The following is a 26,459-nucleotide window of genomic DNA, read 5'->3' on the forward strand; positions in this document are numbered from 1 at the left end:
AGAAACCACCAGGTAGGTCAATACCCCTACAGCTGAGCTGGTTATAATGGCCAGAGCGATAAATAAAACCAGGCGAATCAAACTGTATCCAAACATCTTCCCTCCTTTCGCAAGAAACGCAGGTGCGTCAATAATTGCAATGTAAAATCTGTAGTGGATTGTTAAGAAAGCCGAATGTATGTTAATTATCATACACGCTGAAAATGGAAAAAGTTAGGCACTTTCAAAAATTGGGGGGGAGGAGGAGAAAGCGAAGGGAAGTGCGCTGGGGGAAGTGATTGGGACAGATACCTACCAGTATTCAGATAATTAAGCGTAACTGAAAAAATATTGAGTCCCGTGTGCTACGTTTAAAAGCATCCACCCCGTTTTGCCTTATCTGGTTATAGAGCTTATTTCCCTACGTTTCATTACATTTCGTATTGGTTATAAAAGGATGCTCCCTATGTACAGAAACATTCTGGTTCCCGTCGATGTCTACGAAATCGGGCTGGCCGATAAAGCCCTGGCCCACGCGAAGTTCCTCGCGCAAAGTGCTTCAGCCGAAATTCATTTGCTCTATGTCACTCCTAAGCTTTCGCCGGAGCTGACGCGCGGGTTTATTTCCGATGCGCGTCAAATGGATGACTATATGATTAATAATTCAAAAGAAAAACTCTCTGCTCTGGCGCAAAGAACCTCGTTTCCTCAGGACCGCATACATCTCCATGTCCGCAGCGGTAATGTGCGCGACGAGGTGACACTGCTGGCCGACGAACTCGCTGCGGAAGTCATCATTATTGGTTCCCGTAACCCGAATATTCAGACGCATTTGCTGGGCTCAGACGCGGCAAATATTGTTCGCTACGCGCACGTTCCGGTTTTGGTTGTGCGTTAGACGAGAGATAACAAGCGTGTTTTTGTTGCAGGATTTAAGGACGGAACTATGAATACCGAAAAACCGGAACAACCCTTTTACCGGCTCTCCGTAGAGGAGACGCTGGCGAATACCGCCAGTACCGCCGAGGGAATTAGCGGTTCAGAAGCGGCAGCCAGACTCCAGAAGTATGGTGAAAATGCCTTACCGCAAAAAGCCGGTAAACCCGCATGGCTGCGGTTTCTGGCCCATTTTAACGATGTCTTAATTTACGTACTGCTTGCCGCCGCCGTGCTCACCGCCGTGATGGGACACTGGGTGGATACGCTGGTTATCCTGGGCGTGGCGGTCATCAATGCGCTGATCGGTCATATTCAGGAAAGCAATGCGGAAAAATCCCTGCAAAGTATTCGCAATATGCTCTCCAGCGAGGCTGTGGTGGTACGTCAGGGAACTCATGAAACCGTTCCGACGACGGCGCTGGTGCCTGGCGATATCGTCGTCATCCGTGCAGGGGACCGTATTCCTGCCGATCTCAGGGTTATCGAGGCGCACAATCTGCGGGTAGAAGAGGCCATTCTGACGGGGGAATCTACCGTCGTTGAAAAAGGCACCGAAAGGCTCGAAGGCGAACTCCCGCTTGGGGATCGCACCAACCTGCTGTACTCGGGCACCACGGTAAGCTCTGGTGGCGGCAAAGGGATTGTCGTTGCGACGGGCAGCGATACCGAGTTGGGCCATATCAACCAGATGATGTCGGACATTGAAAAGCACCGTACGCCGCTGCTGATTCAAATGGATAAGCTCGGAAAAGCTATCTTCATTATCATCCTCATCATGATGGCTGCGCTGTTTGTCTTTAGCGTGCTGTTCAGGGATATGCCGGTTTCAGAATTGATGCTTTCGCTGATAAGCCTGGCGGTGGCGTCCGTACCTGAAGGTCTGCCTGCGATTATTTCGATCATTTTGTCGCTCGGCGTTCAGGCAATGGCCAAGCAGCAGGCGATTATCCGTAAGCTGCCTACGGTCGAAACTCTGGGTGCAATGACGGTGATTTGCTCGGATAAAACCGGCACGCTGACCATGAATGAAATGACGGTGAAGGCGGTGATTACCGCTGACAAAGTCTACCGGGTTGAAGGCGATAGTTACGAACCGGTGGGGAATATTCACCCAATAGATGAAGATTCTCCCGTAACCGTTACACACGGTTCACTGCTTGAGCGCTATCTGCGCACTATCGATCTTTGTAACGACAGTCAGCTGATCAAAGACGAGCAGGGATTCTGGAAAATCACCGGCGGGCCGACGGAAGGGGCGCTGAAGGTGCTCGCCGCCAAAGTGACCTTGCCTGCGCTCGATACCGAACTGCGCAGTAAAATTCCTTTTGATTCGCAATACAAATATATGTCGACGCTGCACCGCATCGGTGATGAAGAGATGATCTTGATAACCGGTGCCCCGGACGTGCTGTTCCGACTGTGTCAGCATCAGCAGACGGAAATTGGGCTTGAACCGCTCGATCAGCCCTACTGGGAAGCGAAGATTGAAGAGTATGCCCGGGAAGGTCTGCGCATGGTCGCGGCGGCCTGGAAGCCTGCAAGTTTTGAACAGACTGAGCTGACTCACGACGATCTACAGCACGGTGTGATACTGCTGGGGATTGCCGGGATGATGGATCCACCGCGTCCTGAAGCCATCACCGCTATCCGCGACTGCCTGCAAGCGGGGATCCGGGTGAAAATGATAACCGGCGATCATCCGCAAACGGCGATGAGTATCGGCAAAATGCTGGGTATCGGCAATGCGGGTACTGCGATTACCGGTCGTGAACTTGAGGTTATGGACGATAATCAGCTAAGTGAAGCGGCGCAGAAGTTTGATATTTTTGCCCGTACCAGCCCGGAAGACAAATTCCGCCTGGTCCAGGCGCTGCAAAGCAAGAAGGAAGTGGTCGGAATGACCGGCGACGGTGTCAACGACGCACCGGCTTTGAAACGGGCTGACGTTGGCATTGCGATGGGTATCAAAGGAACGGAGGTGACTAAAGAAGCGGCTGATATGGTCCTGACCGATGATAACTTTGCCACCATCGCCAGTGCCGTCAGGGAAGGGCGTCGGGTTTACGATAACCTGAAAAAAACCATTCTGTTTATCATGCCCACCAACCTGGCGCAGGGGCTGCTGATTATTATTGCCCTGCTGGCTGGAAATTTAATCCCGCTGACACCAGTGTTGATTCTGTGGATGAACATGGCGACCTCAGCCACGCTGTCGTTTGGTCTGGCGTTTGAGGCAGGTGAAAAGAACATCATGAACCGACCGCCGCGCGATCCTAAGCTACATGTGATGGATGGTTTTGCTATCTGGCGCGTGATATTCGTCGGATCGATGATCGCCGTCAGCGCCTTTGTGCTTGAGGCGTGGCTACAGCCTCGCGGCTATTCGCCGGAGTTTATCCGCACCGTGCTGTTGCAAACGCTCGTCACCGCACAGTGGTTCTACATGCTCAACTGTCGCGTGTCTGACGGATTCTCTCTGAGCAAAGGCCTGCTGGCGAATCGGGGCATCTGGATGGTGAGTGGCGTACTGTTGGTGTTACAGCTACTGATTATCTACGCACCGTTTATGCAGATGCTGTTTGGCACGACATCGTTGCCATTCCGCTACTGGGTCATCACCTTTATTATCGGCTTTGCGATGTTCCTGATCGTGGAAATCGAAAAACCACTGACCCGGAAATGGCGCGTGGAGCGCCCAAGCTAGTTTAAATACCTGAAAGCAAAAAGCCCGCTTAAGTTTCCTTAAGCGGGCTTTTCTAATTTGGCTCCTCTGACTGGACTCGAACCAGTGACATACGGATTAACAGTCCGCCGTTCTACCGACTGAACTACAGAGGAATCGTGTGAACGGGGCGCATATTATCGACCTCGCTAACGCTTGTCAAAGGGTGGATCGCCCCCCTTTGCTCGATTGCTGACAAAATCATCAAAATGCAGTTTTTCGCGTCGTTACGCACGGTTTTGGTGCGGGTATACCCCTTATGGGGCAGATCATAAACCGCTGTTTCAATCATGAAACGGGTTCGTGTGATTAGATTTCCTTATTTTCAGCCGCTTAGCGAACTTCTCCGACCTCTTTAAAAAACTGGCATCCATATTGCAAAACCCTTTTCAACAATTAGCGCCAGTACCGGCACTTTAATTCGAACAGGGGGCAAAATGAACTTAAGACGACTGAAATACTTCGTAAAAATCGTCGATATCGGTAGCCTGACTCAGGCCGCGGAAGTGTTGCATATCGCGCAACCTGCGTTGAGCCAGCAGGTGGCCACTCTGGAAGGTGAACTGGACCAGCAGCTGTTGATACGGACTAAACGCGGCGTGACGCCGACGGAAGCGGGCAAAATTCTTTATACCCATGCGCGCACTATTCTACGTCAATGTGAACAGGCCCAACTGGCGGTTTGCAATGTAGGGCAAACCCTGAGCGGGCAAGTGTCAATCGGCCTTGCACCGGGCACGGCGGCCTCCTCTATTACCATGCCGCTGCTACAGGCGGTGCGTGCTGAGCTCCCGGAAGTGCTGGTTTACCTGCACGAGAACAGTGGGTCGGTGCTTAACGATAAGCTTCTGAATGGCCAACTGGATATGGCGGTTCTCTACGATCGTTCGCCTATCGCAGGGATCACCAGCCAGCCGCTGTTAAAAGAAGATCTGTATCTGGTGGGAACGCGTGATTGCCCGGGCCAGAGCATTGACCTGACAGCCGTGGCGGAAATGAATCTGTTCTTGCCACGCGATTACAGCGCCGTGCGGTTGCGCGTCGACGAAGCCTTTTCTCTGCGTCGCCTGACGGCAAAAATCATTGGCGAGATAGATTCTATCTCTACGCTAACCGCCGCGATCGCCAGCGGGATGGGGGTGACGGTTCTCCCTGAATCCGCCGCGCGTTCATTGTGCAGCGCGGCGAATGGCTGGATGGCGCGTATCACCTCGCCATCCATGAGCCTGCCGTTATCGCTGAACATGTCCGCACGAGGTTCGCTGTCGCCGCAGGCTCAGGCCGTGAAAGAGATCCTGATGTCGCTGGTGAGCCGTCCATCCCTGGAGAATCGCGAGCTGATGCTGGTGAGCTGATATTCCATTATGGAATAAGATGCTGGTTTTTATTATTTGTTCTGTAGGTCTGCTGACTCTAACAATAGAGCTATATCAGATGCGCCGGAGTGAATCGTGAATTTCCAGCAACTTAAAATTATCCGTGAGGCGGCCAGGCGGGACTACAACCTGACCGAAGTCGCCAACATGCTTTATACCTCTCAATCGGGCGTCAGCCGCCATATCCGTGAGCTGGAAGAAGAGCTTGGCATTGAGATCTTCATTCGTCGCGGCAAGCGTCTACTGGGGATGACTGAACCTGGTAAAGCGCTGCTGATCATCGCTGAGCGCATTCTTAACGAGGCCAGCAATGTCCGTCGCCTGGCGGATCTTTTTACCAACGACGCTACTGGCGTCCTTACCATTGCTACTACCCACACCCAGGCGCGTTACAGCTTGCCGCCAGTGATCAAAGCCTTCCGCGATCTTTTCCCGGACGTGCGCCTTGAGCTGATTCAGGGCACGCCACAGGAGATAGAAGTGCTGCTGCAAAACGGTGGGGCGGATATTGGTATCGCCAGCGAACGTCTGAGCAATGACCCGCTGCTGGTGGCCTTCCCGTGGTTCCGCTGGCATCACAGCCTTCTGCTTCCCGTTGATCATCCCCTGAACCAGGTATCCCCGCTGACGCTGGAGGATATTGGCAAATGGCCGATCATTACCTACCGACAAGGTATCACCGGGCGTTCGCGCATCGACGAGGCATTTAACCGTAAGGGCATCACCCCGGACGTGGTACTGAGCGCGCAGGATTCCGATGTCATCAAAACCTACGTTGAGCTGGGGCTGGGAATTGGCCTGGTGGCGGAACAGGCCAGCGGCGAGCGCGAGGTGGGGGATCTGATCCGCCTTGATACCCGACATCTTTTCGACGCCAACACCGTCTGGCTGGGGCTTAAGCGTGGACAATTGCAGCGAAACTACGTGTGGCGTTTCATCGAGTTGTGTAATGCAGGTCTGTCGGTGGATGAGATCAAACGTCAGGTGATGGAGCCTGAAGAAGTGGCCATTGATTATCAGATTTGATTATTGCTCTTTTTTGAGAACAGGGTTTGCCGCCGCCATCCACAGCGGCGAATATCAGATTTTCAGCGTATCAATGACTATTCTCAGGGCGGGGGACACGTTGCGATGAGGATAGTAAAGGAAGGAACCTTCCATGCGCTGGCTATAACGTTGCAGCACGCGGATAAGCACGCCGCGTTCTATATCATCAGTCACCAGTTCTTCAGGAACATAGGCCAACCCCAGGCCGAGGCGGGCGGCTTCTGCTTCCATGTAGCTGTCAGAAAAAGCCCACTGGCCCTGCGGTCGGTGGGTTATTTTTTTGTCATCCTGATTGAGCTCCCACTGATACAGACTGCCGTCAGCAAACTGATAGGCAATACAGGGATGTACCACCAAATCAGCGGGCGTTTGCGGAAAGCCGTAACGGCGAAAATGCTCGGGCGCGGCGACAACGGCCATCTCCATATCGGGCGTAATGCGAACCGCGATCATGCCACTGCCCACTTCCGGGCCAAGGCGTACACCGGCATCAAATCTCTCTGCGATAATATCGACGAACCGGCTTTCACTGATCAATTCCAGCCTGATATCAGGATAGCGCTGTTTAAATACCGCGAGTTTAGGCAGCAGAAATTTATCAATCGCATGCTGGCTGGCATTGATGCGTACCGTGCCTGAGGGAGTCTGACGATAATGTGCCAGCGTTGCCAGCCCCATATCCAAAGCATCAAATCCCGACTCTGCCGTCTGATAGAGTTGCTCGCCGGCCTGCGTCAGCGAGAGCTTGCGCGTGGTGCGAACCAAAAGCTGCACGCCTAGCCTCTCTTCAAGTTCGCGAACAGAACGGCTGACCCCCGATTGCGCCAGACCAAGCCGAAGCGCTGCTGCGGTAAAACTGCCTTCCCGCACTACCTGCATAAACAGGTAGAGCTCATTATAGTTTTCCCGTTTCGCCATCGACCTGTCCTCATTTTTCTGGCTACCAGCAATGCTGCCGCCAGTAACCTTATCTATAACAATTTGATATTAATCCTAGCATTTATCCCCCTCTAATCAGCACTCTTTCTGCTGATTATAATGTGCGCATTGCAACAAAGCACAGCAGCGTTGTCCGTATGAAACCTGTACCTATCACTTTTTTAGGGGACTTTTCATGATTGCTATCACTCGAAAACTGACAACCGCGATACCCGCCATGCTGCTATGTGCATCATTAAGTGGAGTCACAACGATGAGTTATGCTGAAACGACAAATCCAAACGCACCCGTTTCGATGGTCGAAAAATGGGATAAAACCTTCGCCGAGAGCCAAAAGGTGGATCACCGTAAAGTTACGTTCCAGAACCGCTACGGCATTACCTTAGTCGGCGACCTTTACATTCCAAAAGATCGCGGAGAACGCAAACTGGCGGCAATTGCGGTCAGCGGACCTTTTGGCGCAGTCAAAGAACAGTCCAGCGGTCTGTATGCGCAAACGCTGGCAGAGCAGGGGTTTATTACGCTGGCGTTCGATCCTTCCTACACGGGGGAAAGCGGTGGCAGCCCTCGTAACGTTGCCTCCCCTGATATCAACACCGAAGACTTTAGCGCCGCGGTGGATTTTCTTGGCATCCAAAACGAGGTGGATCGCAACCGTATTGGGATACTCGGCATCTGCGGCTGGGGCGGTATGGCGCTCAATGCAGCGGCAATGGATACTCGCGTTAAGGCCGTCGCGACCAGCGTCATGTATGACATGAGCCGGGCGATGGGGCATGGCGTGGGTGACGGCAAAGACCGTTATTCAACTGCCGATCGCCGCGCCGTATTGCAGTATCTGAACGAACAACGCTGGAAGGATGCGGAAAGCGGAACGACTGCCCATGCGGGTCATGATATTTACGTGGACAAAAATGGCAAGGTAACCACTTCTGAACGCATTCTCCCTGAAACGTTGCCTGCGGATCCCAACCCTGTCCTGAAAGAGTTTTTTGATTATTATCGGATGCCGCGCGGGTTCCATGAACGTTCCGTCAACTCGACTGGCGCATGGACAGCCACGACCCCTCTGTCGTTTATGAACATGCCGTTACTGAGCTATGCAAATGAAATCACCATCCCTACGTTGATCGTTACCGGTGAAAATGCGCACTCTCGATACTTTGCTGAAGATGCTTATAAAGCGGTAGGCAGCAAGGAGAAGGAGCTGGTGATTGTCCTTGGGGCAAACCACGTGGACTTATACGACAACGCCGCCGGTAAAATCCCGTTTGCTCGCTTTGACCAGTTTTTCAAGACCAGCTTAAGATAAAAATCTGAGCCATCACCATGCTAAAAGCCACCTGTAATCTGCAGGTGGTTTCAACGCCTCCCTGGGACACGCCTGTGCCTGAAGAGGGACGGATCGAATTCAGAGATGCCTATAATGTCCACACTGAGTAAAACACGACATAACGAAGAACACGCACATTGGGGCGGCGTTTTTGCCATGACCCTGTGCGTTTTTGTGCTGATCGCGTCGGAATTTTTACCGGTCAGTTTATTGACGCCGATCGCCACCGATTTGCGCGTCAGCGAAGGTCTTGCAGGCCAGGGGATTGCCATTTCAGGGGCGCTGGCGGTGTTAACAAGTCTGTCTCTTACCATTCTGGCTGGAAATCTGAATCGAAAATTTCTGCTGCTTGGCATGACGGCATTGATGGCCGTTTCGGGAATGATTGTCGCCATGTCCTCCAGCTATACGGTCTATATGGTGGGTCGCGCTCTGATTGGCGTCGCGATTGGAGGATTCTGGTCGATGTCGGCGGCCACCGCGCTTCGACTGGTTCCACAGCGTCTGGTGCCTCGGGCATTAGCTATCTTTAACGGCGGTAATGCGCTGGCAACCGTCGTGGCCGCGCCGCTTGGCAGTTATCTCGGGGCGGTGATTGGCTGGCGTGGAGCCTTTTTTTGCCTGGTTCCGGTAGCGATAGTGGCCTTTGTCTGGCAGTGTTTCAGCCTGCCTGCGATGAAAACCGATAAAGGCCCCCGTTCTGGCGGATCGATTTTTGGTCTGCTCTCCCAACCCCTCGTCGCTATTGGCCTGTTAGCCTGCGGATTGTTCTTTATGGGGCAGTTCTCATTATTTACCTACGTCCGTCCGTTTCTTGAAAGCGTCACGCAGGTGAAGATTGCCACGTTATCCCTCATTTTATTAACCATCGGGGTAGCGGGTTTTATCGGCACTTTGGTTATTAGCTATTTTTTGAAGGTGGGGTTTTATTCGACGCTGATCGCCATCCCGTTACTGATGGCTGTTATAGCCGGGATGCTGATGTTCAATGGTCACAATGTCTGGATGGTGACGGTGTTACTGGGATTCTGGGGGCTGATGGCTACGGCGGCGCCAACCGGATGGTGGACCTGGGTGGCCCGCACATTGCCGGATGATGCCGAGGCGGGCGGCGGACTGATGGTCGCCGTCGTGCAATTGTCTATCGCGCTGGGTTCGACTCTGGGTGGCTTGGCCTTTGACCATCGCGGCTGGCAGAGTACGTTTGCCCTGAGCGGCGGGTTACTGCTGGCGGCGGCGGGGCTCACATTTTTATCATCGCGAAGAAAATAATCCTGGCGTTTTAACCCGCAGATTTGTTTTCAGAATGGGCTCAAGTTCCGGGCGTGAATCAACTCTTTGCTGACGGGATGCACGAAATGCAACTCGCTGGCGTGCAGCATCAGGCGTGGCGTTCTTTCAGTACCTGGCAACAGGCGACCACCATACAGGTCGCAGCCCAAAATCGGGTGGCCCAACTGCTGACAGTGAATGCGCAATTGATGGGTGCGCCCGGTCTCGGGGATCAGTTCCACTCGCGTCACCGGTAGTAACGTCCCGTCCTCCTGCTCGCGATAAAGTCGTTCAACAACCCGATAGCGTGATCGGGCGGGCTTACCGTGGATTGAACAAATCGACATCAGCGGGAACAGCGCCGGATCTTTGGCGATTGCTGCATCTATAACACCTTCGTTTTCGGCCAGATGCCCGCAGAGCAGGGCGCTGTACGCTTTTGTCACCGTGCGTTGACTGAACTGGTGGCACAGCGCGGCATTGATAGCTTTGTTACGGGCGATCACCATCAGCCCGGAGGTGCCAAAATCAAGTCGATGAACCAGCGTGCAGCCGGGAAAGATCTTCACTAGCCGGTAATGTACCGAATCGAGATTTTGCGGATTCTTTCCGGAAAGGCTGAGCAACCCGGCGGGTTTATTGATCAGCACCAGATGCTCATCCTGATAGACAGTCTCAATCTGGTCGTGGCAGGGCGGGGCAATAAAGGTATCGATAATCGTAGACATCAGGCTGCCCGGACAGAGAATGGGAGCGGATGATAACCAATTTTCTGCCGACAGGCGAATTCGGATAAGTGATAACCCTGGTGCAAAAAACGCTGACGTTATCACTCCATCACAAGGTGTTTTAGGGTGAGTTCAGCCAAAAAATGATATTATTCCCGCCAGACAATACAGGCAGCAACTGACACTGGCGTAAGCCTGGAGGCGATTGATGAACAACGAAGTACCACTGAAATATTATGACATTGCAGATGAGTATGCGACGGAAACCGCAAAACCGGTAAGCGAGTCTGAACGTGAACCACTGGCGCGCTATTTCGAGTTGCTACTCACCCGTTTAATGAATAATGAAGAAATCGGTGAAGACGCGCAGAAGGAAATGGCAAAAGAAGCCGGTATTGCCGAGGAGCGTATCGACGAGATCGCCACCTTCCTGAATCAATGGGGCAATGAGTAATTTCTGCTGAGGCCATAACCAACGGGATACGACGCAACTGTGGCATCCGCTGGCCAATCCGAGCGCGACTCATTCGCCATTAATGCAAAACGGATTTGCTATCTACATATCGGCGCTCTGTTTAAGAGCGCCAGCCCTGATGTAAGAGGTTACGGCCTGCATTTTGGTTCATATTTCTTCTGTAATCGCATATTCAGTTCACTTTGAATGGTGACTGAGAATACGTGAGCGGCAAACTTCCAGTATCTCATCTGCCAGCGCTGAATTATCCGGGCAGGCGCGGGATAACACCATGGCACCGACGAGATGTGCAATGGTGTCGATCAGATCGGCGCGTGTCTTTCCTTCTGCGGCATTCTCATTCGCTAAAAGAGCCAACTGCTGTTCAAGTCCAGCCGCAAATGTCGTTTTCATTGACTCTGATTGTCGGGCTGTATCTGTACCTAATGCTGACATCACGCAGCCATGACCCATTGAATCGCGGTGAGGGCGTGACAGATAATTTTCTATAAATTGTTCTCGGCTGACCCCCTCGCTGTTCTGAGCTGATTGAGAGAAACCGCAGTTCATCGCTTCCAGCATCAAATCAGCCTTTGAAGCAAAATGCTTATAAAACCCGCCGTGAGTCAAACCGGCTGATGACATCAGGTCCGCTACGCCGACACCGTCATATCCCCGCTCACGAAATAACACTGATGCCGTTTCGACTACCCGCCTGCGATTTTCACGAACCTGTTCTTTCGACACTTTCATTGTTATCAGCTCCTCTTCTAAGCCTCTCACCCATAATTATACATTGATGATGATCATAATCATACCGTTTGACTTTTTAGATTATGATCATCATCATTAATCCGTGCCTACACCTCAATGCAAGTCTGTCTATCGGTGTCACGGTTCTACATCCATCGCACATTGCGAATTCTGATTACACATTGATAAAGAAGAACAACCTATGACCAACAATTCAGTTCTCATTACAGGCGCATCATCGGGTATTGGTGCTGTTTACGCTGAACGATTCGCCAGTCGGGGACACGACCTTGTTCTGGTCGCCCGCGACAACGCAAAGTTAGAGATACTGGCAGAGCGTCTGCGACAAGAAAAAGGCATTTCTGTTGATGTTCTTCCGGCTGACCTCACACAAGCGGCGGATTTAGCCAGGGTCGAGGCGCGTCTGCGCGAAGATACGCGGATAGGCATTCTTATCAATAACGCGGGTATCGCGCAGTCGGGCAGCTTTACAGAGCAAACACCTGATTCGATTGAAAGCCTTATCGCGCTCAACGTCACTGCGCTGACGAGACTTGCAAGTGCCGTGACGCCACGATTTGTCGAAGCCGGAGAGGGGGCAGTCGTCAATATCAGTTCCATCGTCGGACTCGCCCCTGAATTTGCAATGTCGGTTTATGGCGCAACCAAAGCGTTTGTTCTTTTCTTGTCTCAGGGACTGAATATTGAGTTGTCGTCTAAGGGTATTTATATCCAGGCGGTGCTCCCTGCCGGGACTTATACGGAAATATGGGACCGGGCGGGAATCGACATCAACACATTGCCCAAAATGATGGCGGTGGGCGAATTAGTTGACGCAGCGTTAGTGGGCTTTGATCGCCGAGAACTCGTCACTATCCCGCCTCTACATAATGCTGCCCGCTGGGATGCCCTTGATACCTTGCGTCAGGCGCTGCTTTCGGACATCAAACAAGATGAAGCCGCAGAGCGATATAAACGCGTGTGATTTAGCATGACAAATAAACGTGTAGCACGGGTTACAGGCCCTTTAAATAAAATGTCACAGGCAAATACGTTAGGGTAAACGATAGATGAATACTAAGACGATGAAAGCGTTTACGTTTAAACGCTACGGTAAATCCCCTGAGTTGGGATTCGATAACGTAGATTATCCTTCGCCTAATGCTGATGAAATTCTGGTTAAAGTCTATGCTGTTGGTCTGAACCCGATTGATAACATTATCCCCACAGGGTTATTTAAGCCGGTGCTACATTTCAATCTTCCCGCCACACTGGGGAGCGATTTATCTGGCGTTGTTATTGCTGTGGGGAGTCGAGTAACGCGTTTTGCTCCAGGCGACGAAATTTTTGCCAGTATTTTTGATACCGGAACAGGTTCCCTTGCCGAATTCGCATTAGTGCATGAAAGTACGGCATCGATGAAACCCGCAAACCTGGATTTTGTACAGGCAGCGTCGCTCCCGATGGTGAGCCTTACTTCCTTGCAAGCACTGACCGAGCGAGTCAGTCTGCAGGCCGGTCAAAAGGTTTTCATTCCGGCAGGTTCAGGGGGTATTGGCAGTTTTGCCATCCAACTGGCTAAGCATCTTGGCGCGGAAGTGGGAACGACAACAAGTACAAGCAACCTTGAATGGGTGAGTCGTCTTGGCGCAGATGAAGTGCTCGATTATAAAAAACACCCATTCGAAGAAGTATTACGTGGCTACGATATTGTTCTTGGCACGATCAGGGGTGATTTAATTGAAAAATCCACCCGCATTCTTAAGCCGGGCGGAAGTATTGTTTCTCTCGTTGGACCATTAGATGCCGCGTTTGCACGGGCTAGGGGGGTAAACTTCTTTCTGCGATTTGTATTTGGTCTGATGAGCCGCAAGATTATACGTTTAACAAAAAAACGAGGCCTGACCTATTCATTTCTCTTTGTCCGACCGGATGGCGATCAACTTAATAAAATTAGCAAACTCGTCGAAACTGAAACAATCAAGCCAGTGATCGACAAGGTATTCCCCTTTGCAGAAACAAAGGATGCTCTGGACTATCTTGCTCAGGGGCATGCAAAAGGAAAAGTGGTGGTTAAAATACACGAGTCGTAAAAAAAAATGTTTTGATTTGCGAAAGTTGATGGTTGCTAAGTGCATCGACCCGTTGAACCGACATAAAAAATACCCCCACCCGATAGACGGCTGGGGGTTGATAATAATGCCAAGCAGACCTGCTCGTGAATAACGTAGCGGAATAAAACCGTTATTTTTTTGGGGTGATTTTCGTCACTGAGCCAGTTTGCGTTTTATCTCCGGTAGTACCATACATAGATACAAGATAAACGGCTCCATCAGGCGCGACGGTAAGGTGGTTTGGCGTATCATCCATCGGGATATTCGCGACCAGTTTGCCGTCCTTGTTCAGAACAGCAACGGTTCCGCCTGCACGCGTGGCGGCGAAAACCTGCGACGTCACAGGATCCCAGACGACAGATACGCCCCCGGCACCAATGTCAGTGTCAGCGAGAACCTTGCCCTCTGCATCAAGAACCACAACATTGTTCGTCTCCTGGGAAACGACGTAAAGGCGGCCGGTCTCCGGATCGCGAGCAATGTCGGTTGCGCCTTGCGCCTGCGGTATTTTCACCGTTGTACTCTTGCCCGTTTTGAGATCAATCCAGCCCACCCAGGGCGTATCGCGGCTGACGCCGTAGAGTTTCCCACCGGCACTGTCAAGCGCAAGATCGGTACTGTAAAACGGGTCGCGGCCACGGTTCGTCACGAATTCCATCTGACCGATATGTTCCAGCGTTTTTGTATCATATACCTCGATAAAACCGGTCAACGCTGCGCTGACATAAGCCCGATTGTGGGCCTCATCAATAATCACATCGCGTGGATGTACGACCGACCCCTCCGGAAAGACTTTCACGACGGCAAGGTTTTTTGCGTCATAGACGGTCACTGTTTCGGCAAGCGTGTTCGTCGTCCAGACATGATTATGGACATTATCAACACCGACGCCGAAGACACTAATCTGCTCACCCTTTTTGTCTTTAGGCAGCGTAGCCTCAGCTTCGACAGCCAGCGTTCCCGCGTTCAGTCTCATCAGGCGGCTACCCTCCTTAGGACCGCGTGCGGAGGTCACGAACAACTTCCCGTCGGCCGAAATTGCCGACTGGTAAGCCCGCTCACCGACGGGAATGGTTTGCAGCCCGAAGGCCTCTGTGTTTTTCGGGGGAATAATTTGGGACAATTTCAACATGACCTGCGAAACGCTCGCGGGATTTTGCGTGATAACAGTGAGTGGATGAAGGCCTGTAGCGGCATCGGCCGGAACGGTTAATGGAATCGTGAGGTTTCCCTTCTCGTCGGCGGTCAATGGTTTCGGTGTCAGGACTTCAGCCCCATTCAGCATGGTGACGGTTGCGCCCGTCTGCAGGCCCTTAATCGTGATAACTGTTTTATCTCCGGGCTTAACAGGAACGTCTCGTGACCCGGCACGGATACTGCCAGGGAAGGTAGTGTCGGCGGCTACCCATTGGCTATCGGCGTATACCGTTGTGGCGGTTGACATCGCAATGATGGAGGCCAACAGCACTGAACGGACTGAAACTCTTATCATCTTATCTCCATAACGTGTTGAGAAATATGTCTTGCTATAAGTGCATTCAACATATCACATCGATGCAAATAATTATCATTACTGTTTTGGGTGGTATTTAAAGGTGGGGAGTTTGATGTGTAGCGGGTGACGAGCGGGAGATTTTGCGGTAAGCGGGCCAGGCGCGGACATAGTTTGTTAGAAATCCCTGCCGGCTCATAAATCAATAAACCTTTATATTGTTGTGTGTTTATTTACGCTGAGTAAACATGCGGCTTTTTTTTGTACAGGTGCAACGCTGTTTTATGTATATCAAAAAGCGGCATCGACCAGGCTTAATCAATATAAAAAGAAATTTTTTTCAACCAGTTGATTTTAATGCACTAAAATATTGTGTAATGATTGCATGAAGAATAGCCTGGAGCATATATAAATAGCACAGTAACTAAATTATACTTCTTTAACATCCGGTTGATATACGAGGTCAGAATGCGTTCAATAATCATGCTGTTAAGCTTTGTGCTCTCTACACAGGTCTGGGCGGGTGAACTTTCAAGACCTGCCGGAAAAGTCCTTTTAACGCTGTCTGGCAATATCGAAAATACAAATGAAGGTGGAAAAGCCGTCTTTGATCTCGCAAGCCTTGAGAAACTGGGTATGGTCAGTTTTCAGACCACTTCGCCCTGGTATGATGGCCGCACGACCTTTACGGGTATTTCACTGCAAAAGCTCATGGATTATGTCGGCGCGAAAGGTTCTGTTGTTAAGGTCACTGCGCTCAATGACTACACCACCGAAATCCCCCTCAGTGATTTTAAGAAATACAACGTTATACTTGCTTTAAAAATCAACGGAGAATATATGCGTATCCGTGATAAAGGCCCGTTGTTTGTGGTTTACCCCTATGACAGCATACCTGAGTTGAATAATCAGATTTACTATTCAAGGTCAGCATGGCAGGTCAGCAGAATGAATATTGAGTAAGGGCTCAGAAGACCAACATGAACAGAATTCTGGCTGGCATCATTTTTTTCCTTTTTATATCTACCGGGTATATCTCTTTCCTTGTGCATGAAAGGCAACAAGAGTTACAGAAACTGACTCACTACGCCGCTGCGTGGTCTGCTGCACAGATGGTATCAGAATATTACCGGTTCGAATCGGTGCTTGGTCTTTACACTATCGACGAGACGATGAAGCTGGATGATGTGCGCATGCGTCTCGACATTATGCTCAGCCAGAGTGATTTAATGAAAGAAGGTGATCTTAAACATTACATAGAAAGTAATAAATCCCATCATGCACTAGCGCTAAAGCTTGAAGAGAAACTGGAGTATCTGGATATTCATCTTGAGAAAATGAATCGCTCAGAAATCCAGGCATACCTGAAAACCATGCAGACGCTTGATGCACCACTGAGTCATCTGTCTTCCGGCGCGTTAGACAAGGATATTAACTCAATAAATGATGCCAACCTCAAAATTAAAACCCTGTACTATATTTACTCAGCGACGTCTGTACTGCTGATAATAATGAGTGCGATACTGGGTGTGTTGATATTTTATCAAAACAGAAATATTCTTAAAGCTCACCTTCAGGTAAAAAGTCTCGCTGAAGCACTGCAGGAATCTAAAGAAAAGCTGCAGGTCCAGAATGCAAAGCTGGAGTATGACGTCTACCATGACTCTCTGACAGAAATGAATAACCGCCATTTTTTTTGGGGGAATTTAAATGAAACCATCGAGAACGCAGTAAAAAGCAATAATACTGTGAATGTGATGTTGTTTGATTTAGATCGATTCAAGGTGGTCAATGATACATATGGTCATGATGTCGGTGATATGTTACTACGCCAGATATCACAACGTCTGATTTCGATGGGCCTGACTTCCGATACGCTTTATCGTTTAGGCGGTGATGAGTTTGCGTTTCTCTCGAGTGGCCTGACGGAAAATAATGCCGTTTCACTAGCCCAAAAAATATGTGATGCTATCAACCAGCCCTACACGATTAATAATACGATTATCAATATAACCACCAGTGTCGGGATTGTCATCTCAGATACTGAACGCCGCTCGGACTATCTTTATAAATTTGCTGATCTGGCTCTTTATGAAGCCAAAAATGAAGGCGCGGGTAAGATAAAAGTCTTCCGGCAATGGATGTTAGATAAGCTGCAAGAAAGTCGAACACTTGAGCATGATATGGCACTGGCGTTAGTGAATAAAGAATTCGTGGTTTACTATCAGCCTATTGTCGATTCCTTCAGCCGGGAAACTTACAGCTATGAAGCGCTTATTCGTTGGATACATCCTCTGAAGGGTATACTGTCGCCGGACACCTTTATTCCTGTCGCTGAAAAAACAGGAATGATTATCGAGATGGGGAAATCAATGCTTGAAATGGCCTGCCGGGAAGCCGCTTCCTGGGTGGTTCCGGCTAAAATTTCAGTCAATGTCTCTCCTGTCCAATTGAGCAGCAAAGCCTTTGCCGGAATAGTGGTGTCTATTCTAAACGAAACGGGACTTCCCGCTGAGCGTCTTGAGCTGGAAGTGACTGAATCCTCTCTCTTTACTGAGAGCAATACGCCGATGAATACGCTTAACAGGCTGCGGGCTCTGGGAGTGAAAATCTCCATCGATGATTTTGGCACCGGTTATTCTTCTCTTTCGCGCCTCAGCAGGCTTGCCTTCGATAAAATAAAAATAGACAAGTCATTTGTCAATTCAATATCGACACAGGAAGACGCCCTTAATATCATCAGGCTCATTACTGGCATGGCGAAATCCCTCAATATGAAGACCGTTGCGGAAGGTGTTGAAACACAGGAGCAGCTGGAAAGCCTTCAGGTGCTGGGCTGTGATTTCATTCAAGGCTATCTGTTTGGTAAACCTCAGCCTTATATTGATGGGAAAATAAGAAACGGTTAAATGAAAAACTAAAGGGGTAGCAAACTCCTGTTGCCAGGTTTGTTTCTCCGTCTGCTGCCCACGCTCTATAAAAAAGAGGTTTTCATGACTCTTGATGCATTAAGTGTCAAGAATTGAATTCCTCTGAAAGGCGCAGTATGTCATCACTCATCTCTTGTAACTCATTGACCAGTCTTGCCACATGGAAACCATCGCATACGGAATGGTGTACCTGAACGGCGAGAGGCAACAATACTTTCTCATTATCTTTGTAATATTTTCCAAGAGTGAACATGGGGGCAAAAAAGTTCTGCATGTTAGCCACGTTGATATTAAAACTGGTAAAACTTACCCAAGGAATAGCCGATACGAAAAATACATTTTCCCGTGTCTCTTCCTTAGGCCAATAAGAAAGGTTATTGCCATAGCGTGCAAGGTCTTCTGCATAAACGTTCTGGAAGTGATGAATATTGCCATCATAGTGACTCCATAATGATGAAAAAGTCTCCGTGTCGTTATGGAATATGGTATAGCTTGGATGAATGTCATCCCATATGACAAGCTCATTATTTTTTATGGCCATACGGAATTCCGCATGACTGTTTACGATTTTAGAAAGCAAGAAAATGAGAGTAGGGTAAAATTTCCAGCCAGATTCCTTTATATGTTTTAGCAGAATGGTAATATCTAGCAGGACAGTTTGGTTAATGGTACTTTGAGCAAATGACTGAAAGACTTCAAAATGCTCCTTCCTTGCCCAACGGGATAAGTCAACAGGGGTATATTTCGGAAGTGTTTTTTTCATTTGTTAACCTTTGACTATGATTTATATCAATAGCTGCGTGGATGTTATTATATCTTATTTTTCGATTTGTTTCTTAATATTTGTTATAAGTCACGGGTCACTTTTATGGCATAAAGGATTGAACGTATAACAAAGAGAATGACCTTATGTCGCTTTATGATCTTAAAACCGAAGCAAATGCATTACCAGAGGCCTGGCACTCTGCCATCTTAGGTCATATTGGCGCATCAAACCTCAAAGTTTTACGTATGGATGGACGCTCAGTAATTGAAGAGGTACACGAGTATGATGAGTGTTTACTGGTCATTGACGGACGTTTAGAGCTGAACGTTAAGGGTAAAAAAATTTCTGTCACGGCTGGTCAGCTTTATGTCGCCATGGCTGGCATACCTCATTCTGTGGAAATCGGCAGCTTTGGTACATTGGTTATTATCGATCTACCCGAAAAGTCAGTAGCCAGTTGAACTCACCGCTCAAAGCAGTCTGATGACACTGTTTCGCGCTTCAAACTAACAGACGCGGGCGTATAACAAGTTATATCGTTAGCTATTTTGTGGTTTTCATGATTAAAAAATCAATCAGTGCTTTGACTCGCTTTGCTTTACCGGTGTTTTTTAAGTAGTAAAGATAAACCGCTGGATAGGTCTTCCAGTAAGGTATCATCAAAGGGATAAATTGCTCTTTATCGGGCTGTAATTCATACACCGGTTCGAATAATCTGCCAATACCCAGACCGCTGCGTATTCCATCTGCCATGACATCAATATCATTACTGATGATCTGCCCTGGCATCTCAACGGTTAATTGCTCACCTTTGTCTTCCAGAATCAGGGGGAGGATACGGTTATTGGTGATAAAGCGATAGCCGATGAGTTGATGCTGATGCAAGTCCGTCGGCAGTTCTGGCGTACCGTGTTGTGCGAGATAGGCCGTAGAAGCATACAAACCCTCGCGAAACGGTTTCATCAACTGGCGAGCCACTACGCTCTCTTCGAGGATATCGCCAAAACGTATCCCCAAATCAAAGCGTTCATCAATCATGTTCACCGTTCCGTCATAAACAGATATCTCAAGCTGGACCCCCGGATAGCTCTGGCAAAACTCCGCCATACAAGGTTTCAGAATAAGCAGGTAAGCAAAGCGTGAAAGCGTAATTCTGACAAGCCCGGAAGGTTCCTGATTCAGGTCTTTGATGCTTTCCACCGCACTTTCCAGTGACTGAACAGCTCGCGACGTCTGTTGCAACAACTGTTCCCCGGCATCAGTCAGCTCAATGCGCCGCGTGGTGCGCACAAAAAGCGGATGGCCAATATGTCGCTCAAGCAGTTTTAACGCTTTGCTCACAGAAGGGGGGGTTATCTCAAGTTTCCTGGCCGCAGCAGTAATGCTGCCTTCATGGGCGATGCTCTGGAAAATACGGATTTGGTTGTAAATGACATTGTTCATAGCGTCATCCGGAAGAGGAAATTAAGTAAATTATTAGCTATTGGCTAAGAGTGTATGAGCTATTACTGCTCTAAAAAACAGAATCAGGTGTGTTTATACTCATTTCCAGTTAAACAAACCACTGTTCAGGAAGCCAAAAATGCAAAATGTACTGATTATTTCAGGTCATCCGAATCTTAATGAGTCCATTGGCAACGCCACTATCCTGGGTGAAGTAGCAAAAGCGCTGCCCGAGGCCGAGATGCGTTTTCTTGATGCTTTGTATCCTGACTACCACATCAACGTGACACAGGAGCAGGAAGCCTTACTCAACGCCGATGTGATTGTCTGGCAGTTTCCTTTTTCCTGGTATTCCGTGCCGGGGTTAATGAAGTTATGGATTGACCAGGTGTTTGTTCACGGTTTTGCCCATGGTTCCACCGCAAAACTGGGTGGCAAAAAACTGATTATTTCCTTTACCGCCGGAACACCAGAGGCCCTGTATTCCACTGAAGGTTTTTTCGGTCACAACATTCAGGAATACATGACACCGTTTGAAACGACAGCATTGTTGTGCAATCTGGATTTACAGAACCCGATTTATACCTTTGGGATGAGCTATGCCGGGCGTGATGAGGCCAAAATCCGGGAACAGAAAGCGATGGCGAAAGATCACGCCTTGCGATTGATTACCACGATTAAAGAAACTGCGCCTGCTTTAAAAATGGCTGTCTGAAAAAGAGGACAAAAATTGTATCTGATCAATATAGCAGTCAATGAAGACATTTCCCCTGATCAGCATGAAGCGCTTTTTATGCGCCATGTCAGCTGGTTTCAGCAGTATTTTGAGGCAGGCAAGTTTGTACTCATCGGCCCTTATTCGGATCGCGATAGAGCAGGGGTGATTATTGCTCAGACCGTAAGCCGGGAAGAGCTGGATACTATTCTGAGTGAAGACGCATATTACCCCAATCTTGCTGACTATGAGATTCGAGAATTTACCCCAAAAATGGTGGGAAGCTGGCACTAAAAGACGTGGCAATTTCCATTTGAAAACGGGGTTAGGAGATAATTATGCAGTATGTAAACCTGGGGCGAAGTGGTCTGAAAGTTTCACGACTGTGTCTGGGATGCATGAGTTACGGCGACCCAGAACGCCTTCCTCAGCCGTGGTCGCTTGATGAAAATGCTTCACGACCGTTAATTCGACAGGCACTTGAAGCCGGAATCAATTTTTTTGATACGGCTAATATTTATTCAGGCGGAAGTTCTGAAGAAATTGTTGGTCGGGCGCTGCGCGATATGGCGTATCGGGACGAAATCGTCGTCGCTACCAAGGCATTTTTCCCATGGCGTAACTCGCCAAACACCGGTTTTCTGTCGCGAAAATCGCTGTTTCAGTCCGTCGACGACAGCCTGACCCGGTTGGGTATGGATTATGTGGATCTGTATCAGATTCACCGTTTTGATCACGGCACACCTGTCGAAGAGACCATGGAAGCACTTCATGACTTGGTGAAAGCCGGGAAAGTTCGCTATATCGGTGCATCCTCTATGGAAGCCTGGCGTTTTGCTAAGATGCAGCATGCCGCCGAGCGTAACGGCTGGACTCGCTTTGTCTCGATGCAACCGCAATATAATTTACTGTATCGGGAAGAAGAGCGGGAAATGCTGCCGCTGTGTGAGGATCAGGGCGTGGGTGTTATTCCCTGGAGCCCAATGGCACGCGGTAGGCTGACACGCGACTGGAATAAAACCACCCCCCGAACGCAAAACGATGCCTTTGCGCTGAAAATGTATGAAAACGCCGCGCAACAGGACCAGAAGGTGGTTGAGGTTGTGGCACAGATTGCCGACGGGCGAGGCGTCCCTCGTGCGCATGTTGCGCTGGCATGGCTGCTGTCTAAATCTGTCATTACCGCGCCTATCGTCGGTGCCACAAAAGCGGAGCACCTTTTAACCGCAGTGGAAGCACTTAACCTGACATTATCGGCAGAAGAAATGGCACGCCTGGAAGCACCGTACGTTCCTCATGTCGTTGATGGCATCGTACCGCCGCTCCCTGAACAAGCACCACGACTTTCACCTTTGCGAATCAAATAGCAAATTGGTCGAGATGATGGTGTGGTTAACGCGCCTTATCAGGAATAGTGACGCAAAATGAATGCCGCCGTAAAAGAGAGGTCATTTATGAAAACCGGGGTTTCCTTATCACTTTTATTGGCGCTGAGCTGTTCTGCTGTTGCGCAGGAGCAGAAAGTCTCTGTGCCGCCCGTGTTCAATATTTTTGAACTCGTCATCAAGCAAGATAAAAATAACGCATATAACAACCTGGCTGAAAAAAATATTACCGCTTCGGTAACCAGCGAACCTGGAACCCTGGCGATGTATTCCGCCAACAAGGAAACAAACCCATCAGTTGCTTATGTTTTTGAAATTTATGCTGACAGTGATGCTTACGAAAAACACCTGAACTCAGCGAGCTATAAAGATTTTTTGCGTCATTCAGTGGATATTCTGGAGTCGAGTCAAAAGCGTAAATTTGATGTCGTGCCGCAATTTCTGGCAGATAAAAAAATTGTGCAAAACAATAACACGATAAATAACTTTGTCATCGTTGAGGTAAAACCAGAGTTCACGTCGGCTTTTCGTCGTGTCGTTTTACCCGAAATGGCACAGTCCATTAAGCTGGAGGAGGGGGTTCTGGCCATGTATGCCGCTATCGATAAAGCGAATCCTAACCGCTGGTATTTTTATGAAGTCTACGCCAGCGAAGAGGCTTATCAGGCTCATCGACTGACGCCCCATTTTAAAGAGTACCTTGAGCAAACCGCAGAAATGACGACCTATAAAGAGGCCATTGCGATTAAACCAGGGAAGCTTATGAACAAAGGCGGCCTTACATGGCCTGAGCGTTAAGGATTGCCCATCCAGATACCCATCCCACCTTCGCTACGTTTAGCCGACACCCGCTACCAACGAGTGTCGACATGCGTATCAGCCAGTATGTCGAAGTCCGCGAAGCAGCAGGTTCAGCGCGGTAATGGCTTTCGTCAGACGCGCCTCGCTTTCTTCACCGTCGGCAATCCAGAACGCCGCTTCTGCCAGGCTACCGTAAATCAGCGAAGCCAATCCCTCTGGATCAACGTCATCAACGACACCTTGCTGAATTAGATTGCGAATCAGGCAGCGCATGGATTCCACGCAATGACGTTGTGATTCAGGTGACGAACCGCCCAATACCGCTTTGGCATCACGCAACACAATGCGCTGAAATTCAGGTTCCAGCGCCATCTCGAGGTAAGCCCGACAGCGGTTACAAAAGCCCTCCCACGGATCCGCTGCATGAGTGGAAATCGCCTGCAGGCGTTGATCCATCTCATCATCGATCTGCTCCACAACGGCCACCAGCAATCCTTTTTTGTCACCAAAATGATGATAAAGCGCGCCACGGGTCAGCCCTGCCTGCGCAGTCAGGTCATCCATCGAGGTTTCAGCGTAGCCATATTCGCAAAAAACCTTACGGGCAGTGGCTAACAACGTAGCTCTTGTCTCTTCCATCTCAGCGCGGGTTCGGCGAACCATCATTTTCTCCTTACATACGACATGAATGATTATTTACAAACACTCCGTATGAATATAGGGTGTGTATTCATACGTGTTGTATGTATTTTCGCTGTATCACGTGGTTGTGGCAAGCGAATGCTACCGGAGATTGTGATGGCTAATCTGTATCGAGATCTTTTTTCTGTCCCTGGCACGGGATATTTTACTGTTGCTGGTCTGCTTGCGCGCATCCCATTGCCGATGGCAGGCATCGGGATGATCACTCTATTTTCGCAGCAATGCGGTGGCTATGCGCTGGCCGGAGCAATTTCCGCGACCTTTGTTCTGACCTACGCTCTGCTGTCACCGCGGATCTCCCGTTATGTGGACATTTATGGGCAGCGACAGGTTTTGCCTGCTGCTACGGCTATTAGTATCACCGGCTTTCTCATCCTCATCGCCAGCTCCATTTGGAATGTTGCCAACTGGGCCCTGTTTTTTGGCGCATTCCTGGCGGGATTTATGCCAAGTATGTCTGCCATGGTACGGGCACGCTGGACGGCGCTTTACCGGGGCCAGTCGCGGTTGCAAACAGCCTATTCGCTTGAAACGGTGCTCGATGAACTGACGTTTATTGTTGGCCCGCCCCTCTCGATTGGCCTTTCCATCGCCTTGTTTCCCCAGGCGGGTCTGCTGCTTACGGCACTTTTACTGTTTTTAGGCGTGTTTGCACTGGTGATGCAGCGCGGCACGGAACCTCCGATTATGGCGTTCTCCTGCTACAAAAATGGCTCTGGTTCAGTCATTCGTATGGCAAGCGTAAGGTTGTTGGCGCTGCTGATGGTGGCGATGGGCGTCATTGTCGGCACGGTTGATATCGTGAGTGTCGCCTACGCCGGACAACTGGGGCAGCCGGCCGCTGCCAGCCTGGTATTATCAGCGTATGCCGTTGGCTCGTGTCTGTCCGGATTACTCTATGGCTCACTTAAACTGAAAACTCCGCTCCATCGGCTGTTGTGGTTGGGCGGGCTGGCAACGGCCACAACCACTGTCCCGCTCATATTGGTCACCAATCTTACCGCGCTGGCGGCAGCCGTCCTGGTAGCGGGCCTCTTTTTTGCCCCAACTATGATTGTGGCCATGTCGCTCATTGAACGTCAAGTTTCTGAAAACCAGTTAACAGAGGGCATGACCTGGCTGCTGGCCGGGCTGAATGTGGGGGTTGCGCTGGGTGCCGCAATTGCTGGTCAGGTTGTTGATAGCAGTGGAGCACAGGTTGGATTCTACGTCGCTTTATGTGCCGGAGTCCTGGTGCTGATCATGGCACTTTTGAGTCATTTAACCCTGCATAAGCAGGATAATTTGCATTCTCCAGGAGCTGAATGATGAATACACTTTCTACCATAAAACCTGTTCGCAACGCCTGGACCGCCGTTATTGCTGTCGGGCTGGCGACTTTCTCTGTTGTCACCACAGAAATGCTCCCGGCGGGCTTACTGACATCCATAGCCGGAACACTGAACATCACCACCGGAAGTGCGGGTCTGATGATTTCCCTGCCAGCATTGCTGGCCGCTTTATTCGCGCCATTCGTCGTCATTGCCTCGGGTGGAATAGATCGCCGATGGATACTGTGTGGCCTGCTGGCGTTGCTGGTTATAGCAAATCTTGCCTCCGCGCTGGCACCAAATCTGATCTTAATGCTCGCCGCCCGGATTCTTGTTGGTTTCTGCATGGGGGGAATATGGGCAATCGCGGGCGGTCTTGCGTCACGTCTGGTTCCGGAGAATGCTATTGGCCTGGCCACCTCCATTATCTTTGGCGGCGTTGCTGCTGCATCGGTATTGGGCGTGCCACTGGGGGCGTTTATTGGCGATGTCATCGGCTGGCGCTGGGCATTTGGAATCATGGCAATTTTCAGCGCGCTGGTGCTGATATTCCACCTTGCGGTTATTCCGTCGTTGCCCGTAACGGGCTCGGCTAACATCAGCCATTTCATTGCCCAACTTGGCAACTGCAAAATACAAGCGGGCCTGTTTCTGACGTTATTACTCGTCACGAGCCATTTCGTGGCCTTTACCTTTGTGCGCCCGCTACTGATCTCCGTATCAGGATTTGATACGCAGTGGATAGGTGCCATCTTGTTCGCCTACGGTGCTGCCGGCATCGCAGGTAACTTTCTGGCGGGTATCACCGCAGCCCGCTATACAACATTCACCCTGATTGCGATTGCGACAGGGCTTGTGTTAACACCGTTGCTGTTCATGACTGCCGGGCAATCGATCGCAGGTGGTGGTTGTGTTCTCATCTTCTGGGGGCTGGCTTACGGTGGGCTTTCGGTCGGACTGATGACCTGGATGATGAAAGCCGCACCCCGTGCCGTGGAGATCGCCGCTGCGCTTTATGTTGGAGCATTCAATACGGGGATTGCGCTGGGATCATGGAGCGGGGGTTATATCGTAGATAGGTTGGCCCTGACTGATACACTCTGGCTGGCCTGTGGGGTTGCGACTGTGGCCTTACTTTTGGCAGCGACTGCTGGCCTGAAAGCGTCTTTTTACCGCAAGTTGGGATAGAAGGATAAAGAGATTCGGATGGTGGCTGGAGAATCTGTTACCGTGATGGTTTTAAATCTGCGCGAATATCA

25 protein-coding genes and 1 tRNA gene are annotated in these 26,459 nt (G+C 49.9%); 18 read left to right on the forward strand and 8 right to left on the reverse strand.

Annotation, left to right across the window (positions count from 1 at the left end):
* The first annotated feature begins 445 nt into the window (after positions 1–445).
* The gene (locus AC6EMZ_RS08595) at positions 446–877 is read left to right on the forward strand and encodes a universal stress protein (protein WP_498402023.1); all 432 of its coding nucleotides are present in this window, start codon (positions 446–448) and stop codon (positions 875–877) included.
* A 48-nt stretch (positions 878–925) separates the two neighbouring features.
* Entirely contained in the window at positions 926–3,622 is a 2,697-nt protein-coding gene (locus tag AC6EMZ_RS08600) for a cation-transporting P-type ATPase (protein WP_498402024.1), read from the forward strand.
* Positions 3,623–3,680: 58 nt separating this feature from the next.
* Here the strand turns inward: AC6EMZ_RS08600 and AC6EMZ_RS08605 are convergent.
* Positions 3,681–3,756: transfer RNA gene (locus AC6EMZ_RS08605), tRNA-Asn, on the reverse strand.
* Between the two features lie 321 nt (positions 3,757–4,077).
* Here AC6EMZ_RS08605 and nac point away from each other — a divergent pair.
* Entirely contained in the window at positions 4,078–4,995 is a 918-nt protein-coding gene (gene nac, locus AC6EMZ_RS08610) for a nitrogen assimilation transcriptional regulator NAC (RefSeq protein ID WP_498402025.1), read from the forward strand.
* Positions 4,996–5,091: 96 nt separating this feature from the next.
* Positions 5,092–6,042 (forward strand): HTH-type transcriptional regulator Cbl, encoded by a 951-nt coding sequence (gene cbl / locus AC6EMZ_RS08615; RefSeq protein WP_498402026.1) that lies wholly within the window; start codon positions 5,092–5,094, stop codon positions 6,040–6,042.
* Positions 6,043–6,096: 54 nt separating this feature from the next.
* On the opposite strand, the gene AC6EMZ_RS08620 is transcribed toward cbl, so the two are convergent.
* Positions 6,097–6,981: a LysR family transcriptional regulator gene (locus tag AC6EMZ_RS08620; protein WP_498402027.1), complete on the reverse strand. Its 885-nt coding sequence runs from the start codon at positions 6,979–6,981 to the stop codon at positions 6,097–6,099.
* A 196-nt stretch (positions 6,982–7,177) separates the two neighbouring features.
* Here AC6EMZ_RS08620 and AC6EMZ_RS08625 point away from each other — a divergent pair, with 196 nt between their 5' ends.
* Positions 7,178–8,314: an alpha/beta hydrolase gene (locus AC6EMZ_RS08625; RefSeq protein WP_498402028.1), complete on the forward strand. Its 1,137-nt coding sequence runs from the start codon at positions 7,178–7,180 to the stop codon at positions 8,312–8,314.
* A 114-nt stretch (positions 8,315–8,428) separates the two neighbouring features.
* The gene (locus AC6EMZ_RS08630) at positions 8,429–9,607 is read left to right on the forward strand and encodes an MFS transporter (RefSeq protein WP_498402029.1); all 1,179 of its coding nucleotides are present in this window, start codon (positions 8,429–8,431) and stop codon (positions 9,605–9,607) included.
* A gap of 29 nt (positions 9,608–9,636) precedes the next feature.
* On the opposite strand, the gene AC6EMZ_RS08635 is transcribed toward AC6EMZ_RS08630, so the two are convergent.
* On the reverse strand, positions 9,637–10,335 hold the full coding sequence (locus tag AC6EMZ_RS08635; protein WP_498402030.1) for an RluA family pseudouridine synthase: 699 nt from the start codon (positions 10,333–10,335) through the stop codon (positions 9,637–9,639).
* A 208-nt stretch (positions 10,336–10,543) separates the two neighbouring features.
* On the opposite strand from AC6EMZ_RS08635, the gene AC6EMZ_RS08640 reads away from it, so the two are divergent.
* Complete coding sequence (locus AC6EMZ_RS08640; protein ID WP_498402031.1) at positions 10,544–10,789, forward strand: DUF2543 family protein; 246 nt, start codon at positions 10,544–10,546, stop codon at positions 10,787–10,789.
* 198 nt (positions 10,790–10,987) lie between these two features.
* Here the strand turns inward: AC6EMZ_RS08640 and AC6EMZ_RS08645 are convergent, their stop codons facing one another.
* The gene (locus AC6EMZ_RS08645) at positions 10,988–11,542 is read right to left on the reverse strand and encodes a TetR/AcrR family transcriptional regulator (RefSeq protein ID WP_498402032.1); all 555 of its coding nucleotides are present in this window, start codon (positions 11,540–11,542) and stop codon (positions 10,988–10,990) included.
* Between the two features lie 202 nt (positions 11,543–11,744).
* On the opposite strand from AC6EMZ_RS08645, the gene AC6EMZ_RS08650 reads away from it, so the two are divergent.
* Positions 11,745–12,527: an SDR family NAD(P)-dependent oxidoreductase gene (locus AC6EMZ_RS08650; RefSeq protein ID WP_498402033.1), complete on the forward strand. Its 783-nt coding sequence runs from the start codon at positions 11,745–11,747 to the stop codon at positions 12,525–12,527.
* Positions 12,528–12,612: 85 nt separating this feature from the next.
* Positions 12,613–13,635, forward strand: coding sequence for an NADP-dependent oxidoreductase (locus AC6EMZ_RS08655; protein WP_498402034.1), 1,023 nt, complete (start codon positions 12,613–12,615; stop codon positions 13,633–13,635).
* 151 nt (positions 13,636–13,786) lie between these two features.
* Here the strand turns inward: AC6EMZ_RS08655 and AC6EMZ_RS08660 are convergent, their stop codons facing one another.
* Entirely contained in the window at positions 13,787–15,148 is a 1,362-nt protein-coding gene (locus tag AC6EMZ_RS08660; RefSeq protein WP_498402035.1) for a YncE family protein, read from the reverse strand.
* Positions 15,149–15,616: 468 nt separating this feature from the next.
* Between AC6EMZ_RS08660 and AC6EMZ_RS08665 the strand changes: the two genes are divergently transcribed.
* Positions 15,617–16,111 (forward strand): putative pterin-binding protein, encoded by a 495-nt coding sequence (locus AC6EMZ_RS08665; protein ID WP_498402036.1) that lies wholly within the window; start codon positions 15,617–15,619, stop codon positions 16,109–16,111.
* Between the two features lie 17 nt (positions 16,112–16,128).
* Positions 16,129–18,057 carry a putative bifunctional diguanylate cyclase/phosphodiesterase gene (locus tag AC6EMZ_RS08670; RefSeq protein WP_498402037.1) on the forward strand — a complete coding sequence of 643 codons (1,929 nt, stop codon included), beginning with the start codon at positions 16,129–16,131 and terminating at the stop codon, positions 18,055–18,057.
* Between the two features lie 106 nt (positions 18,058–18,163).
* Here the strand turns inward: AC6EMZ_RS08670 and catA are convergent, their stop codons facing one another.
* A complete protein-coding gene (gene catA, locus AC6EMZ_RS08675) occupies positions 18,164–18,841 on the reverse strand; it encodes a type A chloramphenicol O-acetyltransferase (RefSeq protein WP_498402038.1) in 678 nt (225 codons plus the stop codon).
* Positions 18,842–18,987: 146 nt separating this feature from the next.
* On the opposite strand from catA, the gene AC6EMZ_RS08680 reads away from it, so the two are divergent.
* A complete protein-coding gene (locus AC6EMZ_RS08680) occupies positions 18,988–19,305 on the forward strand; it encodes a cupin domain-containing protein (RefSeq protein WP_498402039.1) in 318 nt (105 codons plus the stop codon).
* 82 nt (positions 19,306–19,387) lie between these two features.
* Here the strand turns inward: AC6EMZ_RS08680 and AC6EMZ_RS08685 are convergent, their stop codons facing one another.
* Positions 19,388–20,287, reverse strand: coding sequence for a LysR family transcriptional regulator (locus AC6EMZ_RS08685; RefSeq protein ID WP_498402040.1), 900 nt, complete (start codon positions 20,285–20,287; stop codon positions 19,388–19,390).
* 139 nt (positions 20,288–20,426) lie between these two features.
* Between AC6EMZ_RS08685 and AC6EMZ_RS08690 the strand changes: the two genes are divergently transcribed.
* The 4 genes from AC6EMZ_RS08690 to AC6EMZ_RS08705 all read left to right on the forward strand — a co-directional run bounded on the left by AC6EMZ_RS08690 (position 20,427) and on the right by AC6EMZ_RS08705 (position 23,185).
* Entirely contained in the window at positions 20,427–21,002 is a 576-nt protein-coding gene (locus tag AC6EMZ_RS08690) for an NAD(P)H-dependent oxidoreductase (RefSeq protein WP_498402041.1), read from the forward strand.
* Positions 21,003–21,017: 15 nt separating this feature from the next.
* Positions 21,018–21,296: a YciI family protein gene (locus AC6EMZ_RS08695; protein ID WP_498402042.1), complete on the forward strand. Its 279-nt coding sequence runs from the start codon at positions 21,018–21,020 to the stop codon at positions 21,294–21,296.
* A 44-nt stretch (positions 21,297–21,340) separates the two neighbouring features.
* A complete protein-coding gene (locus AC6EMZ_RS08700; RefSeq protein WP_498402043.1) occupies positions 21,341–22,369 on the forward strand; it encodes an aldo/keto reductase in 1,029 nt (342 codons plus the stop codon).
* 87 nt (positions 22,370–22,456) lie between these two features.
* Positions 22,457–23,185 carry a putative quinol monooxygenase gene (locus AC6EMZ_RS08705; RefSeq protein WP_498402307.1) on the forward strand — a complete coding sequence of 243 codons (729 nt, stop codon included), beginning with the start codon at positions 22,457–22,459 and terminating at the stop codon, positions 23,183–23,185.
* Positions 23,186–23,263: 78 nt separating this feature from the next.
* Here AC6EMZ_RS08705 and AC6EMZ_RS08710 read toward each other — a convergent pair whose 3' ends face one another.
* Positions 23,264–23,851, reverse strand: coding sequence for a TetR/AcrR family transcriptional regulator (locus tag AC6EMZ_RS08710; RefSeq protein WP_498402308.1), 588 nt, complete (start codon positions 23,849–23,851; stop codon positions 23,264–23,266).
* Between the two features lie 135 nt (positions 23,852–23,986).
* On the opposite strand from AC6EMZ_RS08710, the gene AC6EMZ_RS08715 reads away from it, so the two are divergent.
* Positions 23,987–25,198 carry an MFS transporter gene (locus tag AC6EMZ_RS08715; RefSeq protein WP_498402044.1) on the forward strand — a complete coding sequence of 404 codons (1,212 nt, stop codon included), beginning with the start codon at positions 23,987–23,989 and terminating at the stop codon, positions 25,196–25,198.
* Positions 25,198–26,388, forward strand: coding sequence for an MFS transporter (locus AC6EMZ_RS08720; protein WP_498402309.1), 1,191 nt, complete (start codon positions 25,198–25,200; stop codon positions 26,386–26,388). The genes AC6EMZ_RS08715 and AC6EMZ_RS08720 overlap by 1 nt, the downstream gene beginning before the upstream one ends.
* Positions 26,389–26,459 lie beyond the last annotated feature (71 nt).

Source organism: Enterobacter sp. SCRI0065, from assembly GCF_059766475.1.

What these genes read in the sequence shown, in the direction of transcription:
- nac (WP_498402025.1), top strand. Translation starts at nt 4,078, where the DNA reads ATGAACTTAAGACGACTGAAATACTTCGTAAAAATCGTCGATATCGGT.
- AC6EMZ_RS08715 (WP_498402044.1), top strand. Translation starts at nt 23,987, where the DNA reads ATGGCTAATCTGTATCGAGATCTTTTTTCTGTCCCTGGCACGGGATAT.
- AC6EMZ_RS08690 (WP_498402041.1), top strand. Translation starts at nt 20,427, where the DNA reads ATGCAAAATGTACTGATTATTTCAGGTCATCCGAATCTTAATGAGTCC.
- AC6EMZ_RS08640 (WP_498402031.1), top strand. Translation starts at nt 10,544, where the DNA reads ATGAACAACGAAGTACCACTGAAATATTATGACATTGCAGATGAGTAT.
- AC6EMZ_RS08670 (WP_498402037.1), top strand. Translation starts at nt 16,129, where the DNA reads ATGAACAGAATTCTGGCTGGCATCATTTTTTTCCTTTTTATATCTACC.
- AC6EMZ_RS08710 (WP_498402308.1), bottom strand. Translation starts at nt 23,851, where the DNA reads ATGGTTCGCCGAACCCGCGCTGAGATGGAAGAGACAAGAGCTACGTTG.
- AC6EMZ_RS08685 (WP_498402040.1), bottom strand. Translation starts at nt 20,287, where the DNA reads ATGAACAATGTCATTTACAACCAAATCCGTATTTTCCAGAGCATCGCC.
- AC6EMZ_RS08655 (WP_498402034.1), top strand. Translation starts at nt 12,613, where the DNA reads ATGAATACTAAGACGATGAAAGCGTTTACGTTTAAACGCTACGGTAAA.
- AC6EMZ_RS08620 (WP_498402027.1), bottom strand. Translation starts at nt 6,981, where the DNA reads ATGGCGAAACGGGAAAACTATAATGAGCTCTACCTGTTTATGCAGGTA.
- AC6EMZ_RS08705 (WP_498402307.1), top strand. Translation starts at nt 22,457, where the DNA reads ATGAAAACCGGGGTTTCCTTATCACTTTTATTGGCGCTGAGCTGTTCT.
- catA (WP_498402038.1), bottom strand. Translation starts at nt 18,841, where the DNA reads ATGAAAAAAACACTTCCGAAATATACCCCTGTTGACTTATCCCGTTGG.
- AC6EMZ_RS08720 (WP_498402309.1), top strand. Translation starts at nt 25,198, where the DNA reads ATGAATACACTTTCTACCATAAAACCTGTTCGCAACGCCTGGACCGCC.
- AC6EMZ_RS08645 (WP_498402032.1), bottom strand. Translation starts at nt 11,542, where the DNA reads ATGAAAGTGTCGAAAGAACAGGTTCGTGAAAATCGCAGGCGGGTAGTC.
- AC6EMZ_RS08650 (WP_498402033.1), top strand. Translation starts at nt 11,745, where the DNA reads ATGACCAACAATTCAGTTCTCATTACAGGCGCATCATCGGGTATTGGT.
- AC6EMZ_RS08680 (WP_498402039.1), top strand. Translation starts at nt 18,988, where the DNA reads ATGTCGCTTTATGATCTTAAAACCGAAGCAAATGCATTACCAGAGGCC.
- AC6EMZ_RS08625 (WP_498402028.1), top strand. Translation starts at nt 7,178, where the DNA reads ATGATTGCTATCACTCGAAAACTGACAACCGCGATACCCGCCATGCTG.
- AC6EMZ_RS08630 (WP_498402029.1), top strand. Translation starts at nt 8,429, where the DNA reads ATGTCCACACTGAGTAAAACACGACATAACGAAGAACACGCACATTGG.
- AC6EMZ_RS08595 (WP_498402023.1), top strand. Translation starts at nt 446, where the DNA reads ATGTACAGAAACATTCTGGTTCCCGTCGATGTCTACGAAATCGGGCTG.
- AC6EMZ_RS08635 (WP_498402030.1), bottom strand. Translation starts at nt 10,335, where the DNA reads ATGTCTACGATTATCGATACCTTTATTGCCCCGCCCTGCCACGACCAG.
- AC6EMZ_RS08700 (WP_498402043.1), top strand. Translation starts at nt 21,341, where the DNA reads ATGCAGTATGTAAACCTGGGGCGAAGTGGTCTGAAAGTTTCACGACTG.
- AC6EMZ_RS08660 (WP_498402035.1), bottom strand. Translation starts at nt 15,148, where the DNA reads ATGATAAGAGTTTCAGTCCGTTCAGTGCTGTTGGCCTCCATCATTGCG.
- AC6EMZ_RS08600 (WP_498402024.1), top strand. Translation starts at nt 926, where the DNA reads ATGAATACCGAAAAACCGGAACAACCCTTTTACCGGCTCTCCGTAGAG.
- AC6EMZ_RS08665 (WP_498402036.1), top strand. Translation starts at nt 15,617, where the DNA reads ATGCGTTCAATAATCATGCTGTTAAGCTTTGTGCTCTCTACACAGGTC.